Annotated in this window: 7 protein-coding genes; 1 reads left to right on the top strand and 6 read right to left on the bottom strand. The window is 67.6% G+C overall.

Annotation, left to right across the window (positions count from 1 at the left end; all coding sequences use genetic code 11):
* Positions 1 to 233 precede the first annotated feature (233 nt).
* From BN1701_RS33005 to BN1701_RS32995, 3 genes are read right to left on the bottom strand one after another with little or no spacing between them, the layout of a single operon-like run.
* Complete coding sequence (locus tag BN1701_RS33005; protein WP_231949786.1) at positions 234 to 1,538, bottom strand: hypothetical protein; 1,305 nt, start codon at positions 1,536 to 1,538, stop codon at positions 234 to 236.
* Entirely contained in the window at positions 1,535 to 2,734 is a 1,200-nt protein-coding gene (locus BN1701_RS33000) for an MFS transporter (protein ID WP_054055343.1), read from the bottom strand. Before BN1701_RS33000 ends, BN1701_RS33005 begins: the two co-directional genes overlap by 4 nt.
* A 1-nt stretch (position 2,735) precedes the next feature.
* Positions 2,736 to 4,877, bottom strand: a complete 2,142-nt coding sequence (locus tag BN1701_RS32995; RefSeq protein WP_054055341.1) for a metallophosphoesterase — start codon at positions 4,875 to 4,877, stop codon at positions 2,736 to 2,738.
* A gap of 326 nt (positions 4,878 to 5,203) precedes the next feature.
* Here BN1701_RS32995 and BN1701_RS32990 point away from each other — a divergent pair, with 326 nt between their 5' ends.
* A complete protein-coding gene (locus tag BN1701_RS32990) occupies positions 5,204 to 6,700 on the top strand; it encodes a YibE/F family protein (RefSeq protein ID WP_054055338.1) in 1,497 nt (498 codons plus the stop codon).
* Here BN1701_RS32990 and BN1701_RS35050 read toward each other — a convergent pair.
* The 3 genes from BN1701_RS35050 to BN1701_RS36230 form a co-directional block, all read right to left on the bottom strand.
* Positions 6,593 to 7,246: a 4'-phosphopantetheinyl transferase gene (locus BN1701_RS35050; protein WP_082860212.1), complete on the bottom strand. Its 654-nt coding sequence runs from the start codon at positions 7,244 to 7,246 to the stop codon at positions 6,593 to 6,595. The genes BN1701_RS32990 and BN1701_RS35050 overlap by 108 nt on opposite strands.
* 351 nt (positions 7,247 to 7,597) lie before the next feature.
* Positions 7,598 to 8,311 carry a class I SAM-dependent methyltransferase gene (locus BN1701_RS32985; protein ID WP_054055336.1) on the bottom strand — a complete coding sequence of 238 codons (714 nt, stop codon included), beginning with the start codon at positions 8,309 to 8,311 and terminating at the stop codon, positions 7,598 to 7,600.
* Positions 8,312 to 8,481: 170 nt separating this feature from the next.
* Complete coding sequence (locus BN1701_RS36230) at positions 8,482 to 20,436, bottom strand: SdrD B-like domain-containing protein (RefSeq protein ID WP_157368350.1); 11,955 nt, start codon at positions 20,434 to 20,436, stop codon at positions 8,482 to 8,484.
* Between the last annotated feature and the right edge of the window lie 178 nt (positions 20,437 to 20,614).

The following is a 20,614-nucleotide window of genomic DNA, read 5'->3' as shown; positions in this document are numbered from 1 at the left end:
AGACAAGGACAACACGCCAGGTCCTTGTTTGTGCAGTGGGGACCGAAGGTCCCTGCATTTCCCCCTGCACCCTCGTCCCGGCAATCCCTTGTCCGGAAACAGCGCTGTCAAGGGGCAGCTTGCTGCTCGCGCAGCGACGCCGCAGGCGCCCTTGACAGCGCTGTTTCCGGACAAGACGCTAAAAAACGAGGGAGCCGACCCCCGCCCGAAGTACGAACGAGCCCACAACACCCCTACAACGGCACAGGAGAACTCCCCCCAGCCTGCACCAAACGCGGCACCCCAGTCCCGTCCGCGGGCACCGCGAAGATCGCAGGCGACTCCCCCGGCTTCGGCGGCCGCGAGTAAGCCACCGTCCGATCGTCCAACCAAGCAGCCTGATCATCAAGATGACCAGGCTCGGCCAACGGGGTCTCCATCCCCGTCGCCAGGTCCAGCACAGCCAAGTTCCAGTGCTCTCCCGTCCGCTTCTTGTAGGCGACGCGCGTGCCGTCCGGAGACAGGGACGGACACTCGGCATTCCCCCGCACCGACACCAGAGTCCGCGTCACCAAATCGCCCTTCATCAGCCAGGTAAGACCCCCAGAAGCAAGCGTCGCATAGAAAGTCCGGTCGTCCGAGGCGAACGTGATGCCCCAGAAGTTGCGGTCCTTCGCCGGATGCTCCACCCCGTCCACAATGGACGTAAAATCCTCCATCGACCCATAAAGCGCCCCACTACGCTTGTCATAGATCCCAGCCGTCGTGGAGAAATGCCCCACAGGCAGATACGAGTCCCCCGACCGAAACACCGTCCACCCGACCAAGTTCCCCGAAGGCGACACCCGAGCCCGACTAGGCGTGCCGTCAAGCTTGATGGAGTGGTACTCAGCGAGGTCCGGCCCCAGCAGCACCGCCTCGAAACTGGGCGGCACCGCCACCGACCGCAGACACACCGTCGTCCCACCCGCCGAATACACCCTGGCACACGCACGGTCGCTCACGATCACCTCCGACCCCCTGACCTGCGCCAACCGCCCCTCAGACACATACAGCAGCGAATCCCGCGCGGACAGGTCCAGCGCGCCACTGGGGGTGGGCCTGGCGGCGGCCACGACATACACCGCGCCCGCCAGGATCACCGCCGCGATCGCCGCGACACCGATAATCGTGCGTTTCACCGGGACCTCCGACTCACCACCAGCAACACCCCGCACAACACCAACAACAACAGTGCGTTTCACCGGAACCTCCGACTCACCACCAGCAACACCCCGCACAACACCAACAACAACAGTGCGTTTCACCGGAACCTCCGACTCACCACCAGCAACACCCCGCACAACACCAACAACAACAGTGCGTTTCACCGGAACCTCCGACTCACCACCAGCAACACCCCGCACAACACCAACAACAACAGTGCGTTTCACCGGGACCTCCGACTCACCACCAGCAACACCCCGCACAACACCAACAACAACAGTGCGTTTCACCGGGACCCCCGACTCACCACCAGCAACACCCCGCACAACACCAACAACACCAGTGCGTTTCACTGGGACCTCCGACTCACGACAACCGCAACCAACAACACCCCGCCGAACACCAGGAACGACGGTCCGAGCCCCCATCCAGCCGCCGCGACGCCGAACAGCACCGCCGCCACCGTCCGCGCAAGCGCTTGCCCCGTCTGCAGGACCGCCAGGCCGGACGCCTTCACCTCGTCCGGCAGCAGCGGGCCCGCGCAGGCCATCAGCACGCCATCGGTCGCCGCGTAGAACAAGCCGTGCAGTCCTAAAGCGACAATCAGCAGCGGCCAGCCGTCGACACCGACGGCCAGCAGCGCGTACACCGCGAGCAGCAACCCGTGTCCGGCCAGGAAGACCCGCCACCGCCCGAACCGGTCGGCCAGCCGCCCCACCGGGATCGCCGCGCTCAGGAAGGTCAGCGCGATGCCCAGTGGCAGCAGCGGCAGCCAGCCCGGCGCGATCCCGGTCCGCTGCTGCACCGCCAAGAGAATGAACGCGTCGGACACGGTGGCGAAGCCCAGAAGTACCGCGTAGCAACAGATCCGGCGGAACCCGGGCTGGGTCAGCAGCCGCAGACCGTCGCGCACCCGCACCTTCCTGCGCGGCAGCGCGCCCACCGGCTCCCGCACCCACACCAGCAGGATGACCAGTCCGATCATGGCGAAGCAGAAGCTCACCACGAACACCGTGTCGGGCGCCGTCCACGCAACCAGCGCGAACGCCACGACCGGGCCCAGCAGCGCCCCGACCGTGTCCATCATCCGGTGCACGCCGAACGCCCGGCCCAGCGACGACGCCGGGCTGCTCAACGCGATCATCGCGTCCCGTGGGCCGGTGCGGATCCCCTTGCCCGCGCGGTCCACCGCGAGCAGTCCGCCGATGGCGCCGAGCGACCCGCCCGCGAGCGGGAAGCCCAGCTTGGTGACCGCCGACAGCCCGTATCCGGCCGCCGCCACGGCCTTCGGCCTGCCCGTCCGGTCGGCCGCATGCCCGCCGACCAGCCGCAGCAGCGCCGTGGCGCCGGTGTAGACGCCGTCGACGATGCCCAGCTGCAGATACCCCGCACCCAGCCCGTAGACCAAGTACATCGGCAGGAACGCGGTGACCATCTCGGCGGAGATGTCGGTGACCAGGCTGACCATGCCGAGCGCGAGCACGGTCGGCGGCACCTTCGCCGCCGACCGTGCCGCACCGCGCCGCAATGGCTCGGTGGAGATGTACACGTCAGGCCTTGGTGATCTTCACGTCGTCCACCTGGGCCTCGATCAGGCTTGAGGTGGACTCGTCAGCGGCCTTGACCAGGATCCGGACCGTCTGACCGGCGAACGCCGACAGGTCCGCGGTCAAGGTCCGCCAGGAGCCGTTGATGTGCGCCCCGGTGCCGCGCTGATCGAGCACGACCTTCGAGGTGGAGCCGACCACCGTGATCGTGAAGTAGTCGTCGCCGGTCGCGTTCGCGCCGAAGCCGACACTCCACCGCAGTGACAGGCTCAGCGGGCCCGCGGGCAGGCTGATGCCCGGCGAGACCATCGACGTGTACCCGCTGTCGACGTCATAGGAGCCCGCGCCGGACCCGGCCGAGCGGCCGGTCACCAGGTTGTTCACCCCGCTGGTCGTGGTGCCCAACTGCTTGGCGCCACTCTCGGTGGTGGACGACGGATCGCCCCGTTCCCAGAAGCCGGTGGTCGCGGTGTCGGCGCCGTCGGGATCGCTGACCCAGCCCTTGCTCGTCTCGAAGTCGTCGACGAACACGGTGCTCGGCGGCGTCGTCGTGCCGACGGTCAGGCTGAACGTGGCCGTCTTGCTCAGCGAGCCCGACGTGCCGGTGACCGTCACGGTGCTGGTCCCGGTCGCCGCGCTGCCCGACGCGGACACGGTGACCGTGGCCGACGCGGAGCCGTTGGCGGCCGGGGTCACCGAGGACGGCGACACCGACGCCGTGACGCCCGATGGCAGCCCGGACACCGTCAGGTTCGTCGCGGCACTGAAGCCGCCCGTGCTGGTCACCGTCGCCGTGGTGGTGGCGGAACCGCCCGGTGCGACCGACACCGAGGCCGGGTTGGCGGCCAGGGTGAAGCTCGGCGTGGGGGTGGTGCCCTTGGCCTTGCAGGTGCCGGAGAACCGGTCGGTGAACGTGCGGCCCGCTACCGGCACGAAGTCGGCGTTGTAGCCGGTCGACGAGAGCGCCAGCTTCAGCACGCCGTAGGTGTCGTCGTTGGCAGCCTCGATGTTGGGCCGGGTGGACGCGAAGTCGTAGAACGCCCGGCCGCCGGTGCCGACGACGAGCTGGCGGATGCCGTTGGTCGGGTCCGCGCCCGCGTTGGTGTTCTGCGGGGCGAACCGCTGGTAGTTGTGGTCGTGGCCGTTGACGATCAGGTCGGCTTTGTGGTCGATGAGCGCCTGCCACAACGGGTTGGTGTTGGTGTTGTTGCCGTGGCTGCCCTGGTTGTACCGGGGGTGGTGCCAGTAGGCGGCGGTGCATGGCTTGGTACTGGCGCGCAGGTCGTTGCGCAACCAGGTCTCCTGGGGATTGCCCGCGGACATGCTGATGTTGCTGTTCAGCGCGACGAAGTGCCAGTCGCCGATGTCCCAGCTGTAGTAGCCCTTGCCGCGTTCGCCTGCGGGGCCGTTGCTGACGCCGACCCCGTTGAAATAGTCGAAGTAACCGGAAGCGCCGCTGGTCTGGTACTCGTGGTTGCCTGCGGACGGGTGGGTGATGCTCTTGAACTTGCCCCACGCCGGGTCGTAGCGGGTGCGGTAGTCGTTGAGCGAGCCGTTCTCGTAGGCGTTGTCGCCCGCGAGGAACACCGCGGCCGGGTTGATGGCCGCGACAAGGTCGGCGGTCTGCGTGCAGTTGCTGCCGCAGATGTCGCCCGCGCCCGCGACGATGACGTCCGCCGCCGCGGTGCCGGACTGCAAGGAGTCCATCGCCACCTTGCTGTCCTTTGAGGACAGATTGGCGTCGATGGTGACGCAGGAGCCGGGGAACGACCGCGTGGACAGGGCGCGGTTGTCGCCGTGGTCGGCGGTCAGGGTCTGGCTGTCACCACCGGATCCGCGGACGGTGACGGTGTCGGCGCCCTTGAGGGTGAGGGCGGCGAAATGCGGACGAACCCAGGCGGCCCTGTCCTGGCAGAACTGGCGGGACTGGGTGCCAGGCCCCTCAACCAAGTGGCGCAGCGGCTGGTCGACCGTGTCCGCGACACCTATCTGCGGCACGGAGTTGGCCGCGACCGCGAGGGGCTGATGCTGCGCCAGGGGCGCGACGGGTTGAGCTAGGGCGATCGCGGTGGTGGCGCCTAGCAGGGTGGCGCCACCGATGGCGACACCGGCGATGCGCCAGTGTCGACCTCGTTTATCGTTCACCGTTTCCGGCCTTCCTCACTGGGTGGATGCGCAGGGGACTTCCGAGACAGCAACGTATTCAGCAATTCGCGCGGGACAATGGGCCTGGGTCACCCGGGGTATATTCCGTGAATGAACCCGATGCTGCGGCGCAGGTCACGCGCCTGATCCGGTTGTACAGAGCCGGTTTCGACGGACTGTTCCGAGTTTTCCGACTTGGGCGTTTGCCAAGATGGGCGCCGCTTGGCGTGTTATTGGTGTGGTCTCATTCGCGGCATGAGCGAGCTTGCGAGCGAATCATCGACACAGTGCTCGGGTGAACGCCACCGAGCGTGCGAGGTGGTCAAGTGAGCGCGCATGGCCACGGACATGGCGACACTTCCGCCCTCGATTCCGACGACTTGGTCGCCCGCCGCGTCCGGCGCGTGGTGGCCGGTGTCCTGCTGCCCTTGCTGACCGCGGCGACGATCGTGATGATCAGCCTGTGGCCGGGGGAAGGCCTGGTGCTGCAGTCGATCCAGCAGGTCCGCGCGTCCGGCACGGTGGTCGACCTGATCCAGTGCCCCATGGCGCCGACGGACTGCGACATCGCCACGGTCGCGGTCGACGAAGGCCCTGGCGCGGGAACCTCGGTGCCCGCACTGGTGTCGAAAGCGAGCGGAGTTCGGGTTTCCGTCGGCGATCCGGTGATGATGGTCCACCGACCGCAACGGGCCGTGGTCTACGAGCGTTACGACGTGGTCGACCGCGATCGCACCCTGCCGCTGCTTCTGCTCGGCGGCCTCTTCGCGGCGGCCGTCGTCGCGCTCTCCCGCTGGCGGGGCCTGGCCGCCCTCGGGGCGCTGGCGGTGTGCCTGGCGGGCCTGACGGAATTCGTCCTCCCCGCGATCATGCAAGGCTCGCCACCGCTGCTGGTCGCGGTGAGCGGCGGGACGATGATCATGGTGGTGGCACTGTTCCTGACCCACGGAATCAACGCCCGAACCGCGGTGTCGGTCGTCGGAACGGTCGCGAGCCTGGCCCTGACCGGGTTGATCGGGTGGGCTTCGCTGAATCTGGCCGGGCTGACCGGGCTGGGCAGCGACAACGTCGGCTTCCTGAGCGGGTATCTACAGGGCGTGGACCTGCAGGGCCTGCTACTGGCCGGCCTGGTCATCGGCGCCCTCGGCGTCCTGGACGACGTGACGGTCACCCAGGCCGCGGTGGTCTGGGAACTCTCGGCCGCGGACCCGACCGCCTCCCGCGGACGCCTGTTCGCCGCGGGCCTGCGCGTCGGCCGTGCGCACGTGGCGTCGACGGTGAACACACTGCTCCTGGCGTACGCGGGAGCGGCGCTGCCCCTGCTGATGCTGTTCGCGGCCAGGGGCGTCCCGACAGACCACGTAGTGTCGGCGACGCCGGTGGCCGAGGAGATCATCCGGGCCCTGGCGGGGAGCCTGGGAATCATCGCGGCGGTGCCGCTGACGACAGCCCTGGCCGCGATGGCGGTCGGCTCCCGCCGGTCAGACCAGGATCGTGATGGCGGTGACAGCGAGTCTGCGACAACAGCCCTGACCGCCATGGCGGCCAACTCCCGCCCGTCAGACCAGGACCGTGATGGCGGTGACAGCGAGTCTGCGACAACAGCCCTGACCGCCATGGCGGCCAACTCCCGCCCGTCAGACCAGGACCGTGATGGCGGTGACAGCGAGTCTGCGACAACAGCCCTGACCGCCATGGCGGCCAACTCCCGCCCGTCAGACCAGGACCGTGATGGCAGTGACAGCGAGCCCGCTGTCCACGAGCCACCGCCCGGAGAACCCACCTACCTCCGCGTCGCCGATGACCGGCCCGGGCACCAGTAGCTCGGCCTCGAAGGTCCCCGAGGGATCGAAGGTGATCCGCGCGTCCTCGAACCCCAGCCACTTGCGCATCAGCGGAAACCACGCCTTGTAGACGGATTCCTTGGCGGCGAACAAGAGTTTGTCCCAATGCACATCACCGTGACTCTCGGCGAGAGCGGCAAGATGCACCCGCTCATCGGCGGAGGTGGTCGCGTTCAGCACGCCATCGGGCAACGGAACATGCGGCTCCGCGTCAATACCGACCGTGACCACCTCGGCGACCCGCCCCACCACGGCGGCCCGGTAACCCTTGCAGTGCGTCATACTGCCGACCACCCCATCCGGCCAGCCCGGGGCGCCTTTGTCACCAGGCAGGATAGGCACGGGCGGAAACCCGAGCTTGCCCAACGCCTGCCGGGCGCAGTAGCGGACCGTGGTGAACTCCCGACGGCGTTTGTCCACAGCCTTGGCGATGACGGGTTCCTCCTCCGGGAGCAGGACCGCCTCCGGAGGATCATCGAAAGCCTCGGCCGCAACCACGGCGGCAGGCAGAATGCGCTCAATCATCACCCCCGACCCTATCGGCCACGAACCGAAAGAGCCCCGTCACGTGGCCTGGATCATGAGGTCTTACAAGGCCTAGACCCGTTGAAGGCGACAGGCCCAGCAGAACGGCCTGTTTGGGTGGTTCGCCTTGATTCGGGGTAAATGGGCCTAAACTCGCGGTGCGGGTGAGGCTCCTTGACCTCGCCTTTTGACCCGCACAGGCCCATTTTCGGGGTCCCCGAATCAAGGCGAACCACCCAAACAGGCGCCCACCGGCCAAGCGAGCCCACCGACCATGCGGGCACCCACCGGCCAAGCGGGCCCACCGACCAAGCTGGCACCCACCGGCCAAACAGGCACCCCAAGGCCAGGTCAGCGGTTACGAGCGACCACGTACGCCATGGGCAGATCCAAGACATCCCCACTAGGCAACGTATCCGTAGCGTGCAACGTGATCATCCCCGAATCCAGGATGTCGATCCCAGCACCATCAAGCAGGGACTCCAGCTTCCCCTCCTCCCAAGCCGCAGGCGTAAGCCCATGCCGGAAAACCCGCTGAAGCTTGGGAACAGAATCCGGCCCCTGCCCCAAAGCCGCCTTCATCGTCTGCGAAGCAGAAGCATGCAACTCGACCGCGAACAAGTGCCCACCCCCACCGAGCAGCGCCCGCAGCGAAGCCACCGCCCCCGCCCGAAGCTCGTCAGGCATCTGATGAAGAACCCCGCGCATGTAGATGTTGCAGTCGTCCAAGTAGGTATGCAGGTCAGCAGCGGCATCGGTATCGGACAGATCGAACTCGCGGAACTCCGCCCGGCTGTCGGCTTGGAGAGCCTGGGCGTGCTCGATCGCGGCCGGGGCGAAGTCCAGCCCGATCACGCGGGGGAAGTGGGCTGCCAGGGCAGCGGTCTGGGTCCCGTTGCCGCAGCCGATGTCGAGGACCGGCAGGCCCTCGGCGAAGTGCGACTCGAAGAGGGGCAACTGCGCGGTCGCGGTGACGGTGCCCGAGCTGTCCCAGATGGGCAGCCCCGGTTCTTGCGGAAGGTCACTCCAGTAGCTCTGCCAGTTGGTTCGCACCGACTGTTCCATGTGTCCTCCGTAACCCGGTGAGGTGTTTGGTTTACGGCTCAACCGGGTTCGGTGACAAGAGGTAGATCGACATTTGGGCTTTTCAGGTGAACTTGCGTAACGCCCACCTCGAATGGGCGCATAAACAGAGCGGGCCCCGAAGGACCCGCTCTGTCACTTGCGGACGGTGATCAGCGCCGCCTGCGTCGTTGTCCTGCCAACAGGAAGCCCGCGCCGACCAGCAACAGGGCCAGCGCGCCCACCAGCAGCGGTGCCACATCGGCGCCGGTCACAGCCAGTGGCGGGCGGGGGCCCGGCTGCGGCGGCACAGGTGTCGGCTGCGGCGGCCCTGGTGTCGGCTGGGGCGGCACGGGTGTCGCGGTCACGGCAACCGGGGTGGCGGCTCGGTCGTTGGCCGGGTTCCCGTCGGCGGTTCCGTCCATTTTGGACACCGTGGCGACCGAGTCGGTGGCGGGCATCGGCGTGGCCGCCTTCGTCACCACCGTGATCGGCGGCGCCGACTCTCCGGGCAACAGGACCCGGTCGGTGGTGCAGGTGACCGTGTTGCCCGACGTCGCGCAGGTCCAGCCGCTGCCGCTCACCGACTCGACGACCAGCCCCGGCGGGATCGTGATGACGGTCTTCGCGCCGGTGACCGGGATTGTGCCGATGTTGGTCACGGTGTCGGTGAAGACCACCTTGTCCCCCACCGCCGCCGTCGGCTTGTCCGTGGTGAGCGTGACCCCGAGGTCCAGCACGCTGGGCACCAGGCCCGCGTCCACATCGGTCCGCTGGGTGATCTCACCGTCGGTCACCGCGATCACGATCGGCCCGCTGCGGCCGGTGATCCAGTCGAGGTCGGAGTCGACGTCCTCGCCCGACTGGTTCGGCCGGGTCAGGACCTGGCCCGCGGGCGGTTCGACCGTCACCACGTACGTGCCTTCCGGCAGGTCGGTGAACCGGTAGGACCCGTCGGGACCGCTGGTGGTCCGGGTGACCTCGACCCCGTCGCCGTCCAACAGGATCACCACGACGTCCGGCACACCGGGTTCGCCTGCGTCCTGCACACCGTCTCGGTCGGTGTCCGACCAGACCCGGTCGCCGATCGAGCCCAGCCGCTCACCGAAGTCGACCACGGCGCCGCCGCCCGCGGGCACGGTGACCGGGACCGAGTTCGGCGTGGTCGAGCCGTAGCCCTTGGGCTGCTCCTCCTCGACGGTGTAGTCGCCCTGCGGCACGTTCGGGAACTCGTAGCTCCCGTCCGGCGCCGTCGTGGTCCGGGCGATCTCCGTCCCCGCCGAGTCGCGCAGGATGACGGTGACGCCGCCGAGCCTGCCGGTCTCGTCCACGTCGATCACGCCGTCGCCGTCGCGGTCGACGTAGACGGTGCCGGTGATGGCGCCGCCGCGTTCGCCGAACAGGTAGTCGGTGGCCACTTCCCCGCCGCCGAGGCTGATGGCGGCGATGGTGTCGGGCGGGGTGGCACTGCCACCCGCCGAGCCCGGCGTGTCGGTGCCGTCGGCATACCCGGCGGGCTGTGTCTCGGTGAGGATGTAGTCGCCGCCGACGAGCCCGGTGAACAGATACGCGCCGTCAGCACCGGTCTGGACGGTGGTTGTCGCGCCGCCGGGTCCGGTCAGGGTGACCGTGGCGCCGGGGATGCCCGGCTCGCCCGCGTCCCGCACCCCGTTGTCGTTGGCGTCGACGTAGACCACGCCTGCCAGCGAACCGCGCTGCTCGGCGAAGACGTAGTCGGTCGCGGCGGTGCCCGGGGTGAGCACGATGCCGCTGATCACGTCGTTCCCGGCGGTGCCGCCCGCGCTGCCCGCGGTGTCGGGGCCGTCACCGTAGGCGGTGGGCTGGGTCTCGGTCACGGTGTAAGTGCCGGGACGCAGGTTCGGGAAGGTGTAGGTCCCGTCGGCCCCGGTCTGGACGGCCGTGGTCGATCCGTCGGGGTTGGTCAGGGTGATGGTGACGCCCGCGATCGGGTTGCCGCCGTCGTCAACGACCTTCCCCGAAATCGACGCCGCGGGCAGCTCGCCGAACAGATAGTCCGTCGCGTCGACCCCACCCCCGAGCTCGATCGCGGTGATCGAGTCCGGCGGCGTCACGGTGCCGCCCGCGCTACCCGCCGCGTCCAGTCCGTCGAGGAACGCGGGCTGGGTCTCGTTGAGCGTGTAGGTGCCGCCCACGAGCCCCTCGAACAAATAGCCGCCGTCACCGCCGGTGGTGACCGTGACGTCGACCGCGTTGCCTTGCGCGTCGGTTCCGGTCAGCTGGACCGACACACCGCCGATGCCGGGCTCACCGGGGTCCTTGACGCCGTTGTCGTTGAGGTCTTGGTAGACGAACCCAGCGAGCGACCCACGATCCTCGGCGAAGTCGTAGCCGGTCGCGGCTGTCCCGGAGCCGAGCACAATTCCGGAGACCGCGTCATTGGTCGGCGTACCGCCCGCCGAGCCGAGCGTGTCCGGGCCGTCCGCGTAACCGTCAGGCTGGGTCTCGGCGATCGAGTACGTGCCCGGCTGCAGGTCGGTGAACGAATAAGTGCCATCTGGTCCGGTTTGGACAGTCGCGGTCGAGCCGTCCGGCTTGGTCAGTGTCATGGTGACATTCGGGATGGGGTTGCCTGAGTCGTCTACGACCTTGCCTGAGATCGAGGTCGTCTTGAACTCGCCGAACAGGTAACCCGTGGCGTCCGCGCCCGCCGTCAGTTCGATCGCGGTGATCGAGTCCGGTGGGCTGACGGTGCCACCGGAACTGCCCTCGGTGTCGATGCCGTCGGCATAGCCCGCGGGCTGGGTCTCGCTCACCTCGTACGTCCCGCCGAGCACGCCGTCGAACACGTAGGCGCCGTTGGTGTCGGTGGTGATGACCCGGTTGACCGGTGCTCCGACAGCGTCGGTGCCGGTCAACGTCACGATGGCACCGGGGATACCAGGCTCACCCGCATCCTGGATGCCGTTGTTGTTGACGTCCTCATAAACCACACCCGCCAACGACCCGCGATCCTCCGCGAAGTCATAACCGGTCGCGGCTGTCCCGGAGCCAAGCACGATCTCGGAGACCGTGTCATTGGTGGCTGTGCCGCCCGCCGAGCCGAGCGTGTCCGGGCCGTCCGCGTAACCGGCAGGCTGGGTCTCGGCGATCGAATACGTACCCGGCGGCAGATCATTGAACGCGTACGTTCCGTCCGGTCCAGTTTGGACAAGCGCGATCGAACCGTCCGGCCTGGTCAGCGTCATGGTGACATTCGGGATCGGGTTACCCGCGTCGTCCACGACCCTGCCCGAGATCGACGCCGTCTTGAACTCGCCAAACAGGTAACCGGTTGCGTCCGCGCCTGCCGGGAGCGCAACGGCGCTGATGGTGTCCGGCTGGCCCAAGGTGCCACCCGCCGTGCCCACCCGATCAGTACCGTCGGCGTAACCGTCAGGCTGAGTTTCAGTCACCGTGTACGTGCCGCCCAACAGATCCGCGAACACATACGCACCACTGCCGTCAGTGGTCGCCGTCCGGTCCACCGATGCTCCAGAAGCGTCCGTTCCGGTCAACGTGACTGTGGCACCTGGAATGCCAGGCTCGCCGGCGTCCTGGATGCCGTTGTTGTTGACATCCTCATAAACCACACCCGCCAACGACGCACGGTCCTCCGCGAAGTCATAGCCAGTCGCGGCCGTGCCGGAACCGAGCACAATGCCCGACACCGCGTCATTGGTCGGCGTACCGCCCGCAGAGCCGACCGTGTCCGGACCATCGGCGTAACCGGCGGGCTGCGTCTCAGCGATCGAGTATGTGCCCGGCAGCAGATCGGTGAACGAATAGGTACCGTCTGGTCCTGTTTGGACAGTTGCGGTGGAGCCATCCGGCTTGGTCAGTGTCATGGTGACGTTCGGGATCGGGTTACCCGCGTCGTCGACGACCTTGCCTGCGATCGACGCCGTCGTGAACTCGCCGAACAAGTAGCCCGTCGCGTCCACGCCCGCCGCCAGGTCGATCGCGGTGATCGAATCCGGCGGTGTCACGGTGCCCGCCGCAGTGCCCGGGGTGTCGATGCCGTCGGCATAGCCGTCGGGCTGCGTCTCGGTCACCGAGTACGTCCCGCCAAGCACACCGTCGAACACGTAGGCGCCGTTGGCATCGGTGGTCGCGGTCCGGTCCACCGGGGCACCCGTGGCGTCCGTACCAGTCAACGTCACCGTGGCACCTGGGATACCAGGCTCACCCGCATCCTGGATGCCGTTGTTGTTGACATCCTCATAGACCACACCCGCCAGCGACGCACGGTCCTCGGCGAAGTCATAGCCAGTCGCCGCTGTGCCGGAACCGAGCACGATCTCCGACACCATGTCATTGGTCGGTGTACCGCCCGCAGATCCGACCGTGTCCGGGCCGTCCGCGTAACCGGCAGGCTGCGTCTCGGCGATCGAATACGTACCCGGCGGCAGATCCGTGAACGAATACGTCCCGTCCGGTCCGGTCTGGACAATCGCCGTCGACCCATCCGGCCTGGTCAACGTTACCGTCACGTTCGGGATCGGGTTACCCGCGTCGTCCACGACCCTGCCCGAGATCGACGCCGTCTTGAACTCGCCGAACAGGTAACCAGTGGCGTCCACGCCCGCCGTCAGATCGATCGCGGTGATCGAATCCGGCGGGCTGAGGGTGCCACCCGAGCTGCCCTCAGTATCGATGCCATCGGCGTAGCCGTCGGGCTGCGTCTCGGTCACCGTGTACGTGCCGCCGAGCACGCCGTCGAACACGTAGGCGCCGTTGGCATCGGTGGTCGCGGTCCGGTCCACCGGGGCACCCGTGGCGTCCGTACCAGTCAACGTCACCGTGGCACCTGGGATACCAGGCTCACCCGCATCCTGGATGCCGTTGTTGTTGACATCCTCATAGACCACACCCGCCAGCGACGCACGGTCCTCGGCGAAGTCATAGCCAGTCGCCGCTGTGCCGGAACCGAGCACGATCTCCGACACCATGTCATTGGTCGGTGTACCGCCCGCAGATCCAAGCGTGTCCGGGCCGTCCGCGTAACCAACGGGCTGCGTCTCAGCGATCGAATACGTACCAGGCGGCAGATCATTGAACGCGTACGTTCCGTCCGGTCCGGTTTGGACCGTCGCCGTCGAACCGTCCGGCCTGGTCAACGTCATCGTTACGTTCGGGATCGGGTTACCCGCGTCGTCCACGACCCTGCCCGAGATCGACGCCGTCTTGAACTCGCCGAACAGGTAGCCCGTGGCGTCCACGCCCGCCGCCAGGTCAATCGCGGTGATCGAATCCGGCGGACTGACGGTGCCACCCGAGCTGCCCTCAGTATCGATGCCATCGGCGTAGCCGTCGGGCTGCGTCTCGGACACCGAGTACGTCCCGCCGAGCACGCCGTCGAACAGGTAAGCGCCGTTGGCGTCGGTGGTCGCGGTCCGGTCCACCGGGGCACCCGTGGCGTCCGTACCAGTCAACGTCACCGTGGCACCGGGGATACCAGGCTCACCCGCATCTTGGATGCCGTTGTTGTTGACATCCTCATAAACCACACCCGCCAACGACCCGCGATCCTCCGCGAAGTCATAGCCAGTCGCCGCTGTCCCGGAACCGAGCACAATCCCGGAGACCGCGTCATTGGTCTGCGTACCGCCCGCAGAGCCGACCGTGTCCGGACCATCGGCGTAACCGGCAGGCTGCGTCTCGACGATCGAATACGTACCCGGCGGCAGATCCGTGAACGAATACGTCCCGTCCGGTCCGGTCTGGACAATCGCCGTCGACCCATCCGGCCTGGTCAACGTTACCGTCACGTTCGGAATCGGGTTACCCGCGTCATCCACGACCCTGCCCGAGATCGACGCCGTCTTGAACTCGCCGAACAAGTAGCCCGTCGCGTCCGCGCCTGCCGGGAGCGCAACTGCGTTGATGGTGTCCGGCTGGCCCAAGGTGCCGCCCGCCGTGCCCACCCGATCAGTGCCATCGGTGTAACCGTCAGGCTGGGTTTCAGTCACCGTGTAGGTGCCGCCCAACAGACCCGGGAACACATACGCACCGTTGCCGTCGGAGGTGACAACCCGATTGACCGGCGCCCCGGTCGCGTCAGTGCCGGTCAATGTGACCGTGGTACCTGGAATGCCAGGCTCGCCGGCGTCTTGGATGCCGTTGTTGTTGACATCCTCATAGACCACACCCGCCAGCGACGCACGGTCCTCAGCGAAGTCGTAACCGGACGCCGTTGTCCCGGAGCCGAGCACAATGCCCGACACCGCGTCATTGGTCGGCGTACCGCCCGCAGAGCCGAGCGTGTCCGGACCATCGGCGTACCCGGCAGGCTGCGTCTCGACGATCGAATACGTACCCGGCGGCAGGTCGCTGAACGAGTAGGTGCCATCCGGTCCGGTCTGGACAGTCGCGGTAGAGCCGTCCGGCCTCGTCAGTGTCATCGTCACGTTCGGCATCGGGTTACCCGCGTCATCCACGACCCTGCCCGAGATCGACGCCGTCTTGAACTCGCCAAACAGATAGCCCGTCGCGTCCGCGCCTGCCGGGAGCGCAACGGCGCTGATGGTGTCCGGCTGCGCCAACGTGCCACCCGCCGTACCCACACGATCAGTACCGTCGGCGTAACCGTCAGGCTGAGTTTCAGTCACCGTGTACGTGCCGCCCAACAGATCCGCGAACACATACGCACCACTGCCATCGGTGGTGGCAACCAGGTCGACCGGTGCTCCGGCAGCGTCCGTTCCGGTCAACGTCACCGTGGCACCTGGAATGCCAGGCTCACCCGCGTCCTGGATGCCGTTGTTGTTGACATCCTCATAAACCACACCCGCCAACGACCCACGATCCTCCGCGAAGTCATAGCCGGTCGCGGCTGTCCCGGAACCGAGCACGATCGCGCTGATCACGTCGTTGGCCGAGTTCACTCCGCCCGCCGAGCCGGGAGTGTCGACGCCGTCGCCGTAGCCGTTGGGCTGGGTCTCGGCGACCGAGTACGTTCCCGGCAGCAGATCGGTGAACGAGTACGTTCCGTCTGGTCCGGTTTGGACCGTCGCGGTGGAGCCGTCCGGGTTGGTCAGCGTCATGGTGACGTTCGGGATCGGGTTGCCCGCGTCGTCCACGACCCTGCCCGAGATCGACGCCGCCTTGAACTCGCCGAACAGATATCCCGTCGCGTCCGCGCCCGCCGGGAGCGCAACGGCGCTGATGGTGTCCGGCTGGCCCAAGGTGCCACCCGCCGTGCCCACACGATCAATGCCGTCGGCGTAACCGTCAGGCTGGGTCTCGGTCACCGTGTAGGTGCCACCCAGCAGATCCGCGAACACGTACGCACCATTGCCGTCCGTAGTCGCCGTCCGACTCACTGGAGCACCTGTGGCATCCGTACCAGTCAACGTCACCGTGGCACCGGGGATGCCCGGCTCACCCGCATCCTGGATGCCGTTGTTGTTGACATCCTCGTAGACCACACCCGCCAGCGACGCACGGTCCTCCGCGAAGTCATAGCCGGTCGCCGCTGTGCCGGAACCGAGCACAATCCCCGACACCGCGTCATTGGTCGCCGTGCCACCCGCCGAGCCGAGCGTGTCCGGGCCGTCGGCGTAACCGGCAGGCTGCGTCTCGACGATCGAATACGTACCCGGCGGCAGATCATTGAACGCGTACGTTCCGTCCGGTCCAGTTTGGACAAGCGCGATCGAACCGTCCGGCCTGGTCAGCGTCATGGTGACATTCGGGATCGGGTTACCCGCGTCGTCCACGACCCTGCCCGAGATCGACGCCGCCTTGAACTCGCCAAACAGGTAACCGGTTGCGTCCGCGCCTGCCGGGAGCGCAACGGCGCTGATTGTGTCCGGCTGCGCCAACGTGCCACCCGCCGTACCCACACGATCAGTACCGTCGGCGTAACCGTCAGGCTGAGTCTCAGTCACCGTGTACGTGCCGCCCAACAGATCCGCGAACACATACGCACCACTGCCGTCGGTGGTGGCAACCCTGTCGACCGGTGCTCCGGCAGCGTCCGTTCCGGTCAATGTCACCGTGGCACCGGGAATGCCAGGCTCACCCGCGTCTTGGATGCCGTTGTTGTTGACATCCTCATAAACCACACCCGCCAACGACCCACGATCCTCGGCGAAGTCATAGCCGGTCGCGGCGATCCCGGAACCGAGCACAATGCCCGACACCGCGTCATTGGTCGGCGTGCCACCCGCAGAACCGAGCGTATCCGGGCCATCCGCATAGCCGGCGGGCTGCGTCTCAGCGATCGAGTACGTACCCGGCAGGAGATCCGTGAATGAATATGTCCCGTCCGGTCCAGTTTGGACAAGCGCGATCGAACCGTCCGGCCTGGTCAGCGTCATGGTGACGTTCGGGATCGGGTTACCCGCGTCGTCCACCACCTTGCCCGAGATCGACGCCGTCTTGAACTCGCCGAACAAGTAGCCCGTGGCGTCCACGCCCGCCGCCAGGTCGATCGCGGTGATCGAATCCGGCGGACTGACGGTGCCACCTGAACTGCCCTCAGTATCGATGCCATCGGCGTAGCCGTCGGGCTGTGTCTCGGTCACCGAGTACGTCCCGCCGAGCACGCCGTCGAACACGTAGGCGCCGTTGGCGTCGGTGGTGACGACCCGGTTGACCGGTGCTCCAGCAGCGTCGGTGCCGGTCAACGTCACCGTGGCACCTGGGATGCCAGGCTCACCCGCATCCTGGATGCCGTTGTTATTGACATCCTCATAAACCACACCCGCCAACGACCCGCGATCCTCCGCGAAGTCATAGCCGGTCGCGGCGATCCCGGAACCGAGCACAATCCCCGACACCGCATCATTGGCCGCCGTGCCACCCGCAGAACCAAGCGTGTCCGGACCATCGCCATAGCCGGCAGGCTGCGTCTCAGCGATCGAATAGGTGCCCGGCGGCAGACCATTGAACGAGTAGGTGCCGTCCGGTCCGGTTTGGACCGTCGCCGTCGAACCGTCCGGCCTGGTCAACGTCATCGTTACGTTCGGGATCGGGTTACCCGCGTCGTCCACGACCTTGCCCGAGATCGACGCCATCTTGAACTCGCCGAACAGGTAACCCGTCGCGTCCGCACCCGCCGTCAGGTCGATCGCGGTGATCGAATCCGGCTGGGCCAAGGTGCCGCCCGCCGTGCCCACCCGATCAGTGCCATCGGCGTAACCGTCAGGCTGTGTCTCGGTCACCGAGTACGTCCCGCCGAGCACGCCGTCGAACACATAGGCGCCGTTGCCGTCGGTGGTGAGAACCCGGTTGACCGGTGCTCCGGCAATGTCGGTGCCGGTCAACGTCACCGTGGCACCTGGGATACCAGGCTCACCCGCATCCTGGACACCGTTGTTATTGACATCCTCATAAACCACACCCGCCAACGACCCACGATCCTCCGCGAAGTCATAGCCAGTCGCGGCGATCCCGGACCCGAGCACAATCCCCGACACCGCATCATTGGCCGCCGTGCCACCCGCAGAACCAAGCGTGTCCGGACCATCGCCATAGCCGGCAGGCTGCGTCTCGACGATCGAATACGTGCCCGGCGGCAGATCATTGAACGCGTACGTTCCGTCCGGTCCGGTCTGGACCGTCGCCGTCGACCCATCCGGCCTGGTCAACGTCATCGTCACGTTCGGGATCGGGTTACCCGCGTCGTCCACGACCTTGCCCGAGATCGACGCCATCTTGAACTCGCCGAACAGATAGCCCGTCGCGTTCGTGCGGGCGGGCAAGGCGATCGCGGTGATCGAGTCGGGCGGGGTCACGGTGCCCGCCGCGGTGCCCGGGGTGTCGATGCCGTCGACGTAGGCCGCTGGCTGGGTCTCGGCGACCGCGTAAGTGCCCGCGCGCAGGGCGGGGAATGAGTACGTGCCGTCGGCGGCGGTTGTGGCGGTTCGGGAGACCGCGTTGCCCGCGTCGTCGGTGCCGGTCAGGGTGACCGTGGTGCCGCCGATGCCCGCCTCGCCTGCGTCGCGCAGGCCGTTGTTGTTGACGTCCTCGTAGACCGCGCCTGCGAGGCTCGACGTCGGCCGTTCGGCGAAGTTGTTGCCCGCGCTGACCTGCCCGGACGTCAGCACGACCGCGAACGCGTCGTTGCCCGCCGGGGTGGCCAGGGTGCCGGGGGTGTCGATGCCGTCGTCGAAGGCCGCGGGCTGGGTCTCGGTCAGGGTGTAGGAGCCGCCGGGCACGCCCGTGAAGCTGTATGTGCCGTCGGCGGCCGTGGTGGTGGTCGCGGTGAACGGCTGGCCCGCCGCGGTGGTGCCGGTGAGGGTGACCGTGACGCCGCCGATGCCGGTGTCCGTGCCGTTGAGCAGGCCGTCGTTGTCGCCGTCGCTGAACACCGTGCCCGAGACCGAGCCGACGGTCGGCGCGGGCGCGACGGCGGTGTCGGTGACGGGTCCGCCGAGCGGGTCGGTGCCGGTCACCGTGACGGTGTTCGAGTCGCCCTGGATGGGGGCGGTGGCGGTGCAGGTGTAGGTGAAGGAGTCGCCGACGCCAAGCAGTGGCCGGGTCGTGGCGCAGCTGGGCACGGTCGGGTCGGACACCACGAGATTGGTCAGGGCCGCGTCGCCGCTGTTGTGGACGACGATGGTGAAGGTGATCGTCTCGCCGGCGAGGTAGCTGGGCTTGTCGGCCTGCTTGGTGATGTCGACGTTCGGGTTGATCACCACGACTGGCACCGTCGCGGTGTCGGTCAGCGGGTCGCCGAACGGGTCGGTCGCGGTGACCGTGGCGGAGTTGACGTAGTCGTCGGCCTGGGCCGGGCCGGTGCACTGGTAGGTGACCGGGACGTTGGGCGCGAGGATGCCCAGGTTGCGCGCGCAGCCGGGCGCGATGGCGTCGGTCACCACGGCGTTGGTGACCCCGCTGGGCGAGACCACGGTGATCGAGTAGGTCACCACCTGACCTGGCCGGAAGGGGCCGGGGTTGACCAGTGACTTGGTGATCTCCACCGACGGGATCGGCACGGAGAACACCAGGTTCTGCGCGAGATAGGTGTCGCCGCTGGTGCTGAACGTCAGGTTCGCCGAGGTGGCGCCAACCGGGAGCAGCGCGGTGTTGAACTCCTTGGCGTCGGTGCTCATGTTGTTCGGCGGCGCCGGGTTGAGGTCGCGCACGGCGTTCGACACGAAGAAGTTGTTCGTCGTCGCGGGCGCCAGCGGCTCGCCGACGGGGGTTCCGTTGATGCTGAACTGGTCGCCCACGATGTTGAAGTCGCCCTCGTGTGCGGTCACGCCGACCCGCACCCCGGCCGCGCCGACCCGGAATCCGGAGATCGGGGTGGTGGTCGCCGGGTCCGTCGCGGACTGTCGCACGTGGCCGTCCCACATGAACACCTCGCGCTTGAACGGGGCGGCCGGGTTGGGCCCGTCGAAGGCGTAGACCAGCACGATCGACCAGCCCGCGACACAGCCGAAGCCCGTCGGCGTCCAGACGTTGCCGACCGTCACCGTCTGCGCGACCCCGGTGGGTGCGGCGGCGAACTGGGCGGTGACGTCGGCGTAGGCGGCGTAGAACTGGGGCTGGCTGGTGGGCACCGAGGCGAGCGAGTCGCGCGAGATCACCGCGGGTGCGACGGCGGCCGTGGCGCCCGCGCCGACGGTGAGCCTTACGGAGGTGGTCTCCGGGGTGCCCGCGGGCAGGATCGAGGTGCCCGCGCCCGCGAGGAACTGGCGCGTGTTGCAGCCGGGGAGCGTGGCGATGGTGCCGTTGTCGGCGCGGATGACGCCGGTGTCGCCCGCCCAGTTCAGTCGGGCGAACTCGACCCGCGCGCCCGCCGGGACGGTGACCGACCCGGTCGAGGAGTTGAAGGTGAGCGCGCTGGCGTCGACATCGGCGTGGCGCATGTAGAAGCTGTCGTTGATGTCGTTGCTTGTGGTCAGCGTCCTGGCCTGGGATTGGGCGCAGCGAGCGATCGGGTGGCCGAAGGGGTCGACCGGGTCCCCAGCGGTCGGGCACCGCATGTTGCCGTTGCCCATCATGATGAAGTCGCCGTAGATCTCGGCGTTGTAGTTGAGGGCGAACGGCCGGATCACCGCCGCCTGCGCCGCCGGGGTGAGCACGACTGTCGCCGCGCCCACCGCCACGAAAGACAACGCCGATGCCAGCATCTTGCGCATACCGAACGACATGCCCACTCCCGCGTCGGCGGAGAACAGCCCAACATACGGACTCTGACCGCACGGAAGTCGAACTGCTGGCCGGTCGAACAATGTTCACCGGGACGTGTGACAGCCGGTGACGAGAGTCGTCACCGAACGCGAATGGGAATCAGCCGGGGCGGTGCCGTACTTATTGCGCCTGTCGATC

Source organism: Alloactinosynnema sp. L-07, from assembly GCF_900070365.1.
Taxonomy (GTDB): domain Bacteria; phylum Actinomycetota; class Actinomycetes; order Mycobacteriales; family Pseudonocardiaceae; genus Actinokineospora.
This window is presented reverse-complemented; position numbering and strand designations above follow the sequence as displayed.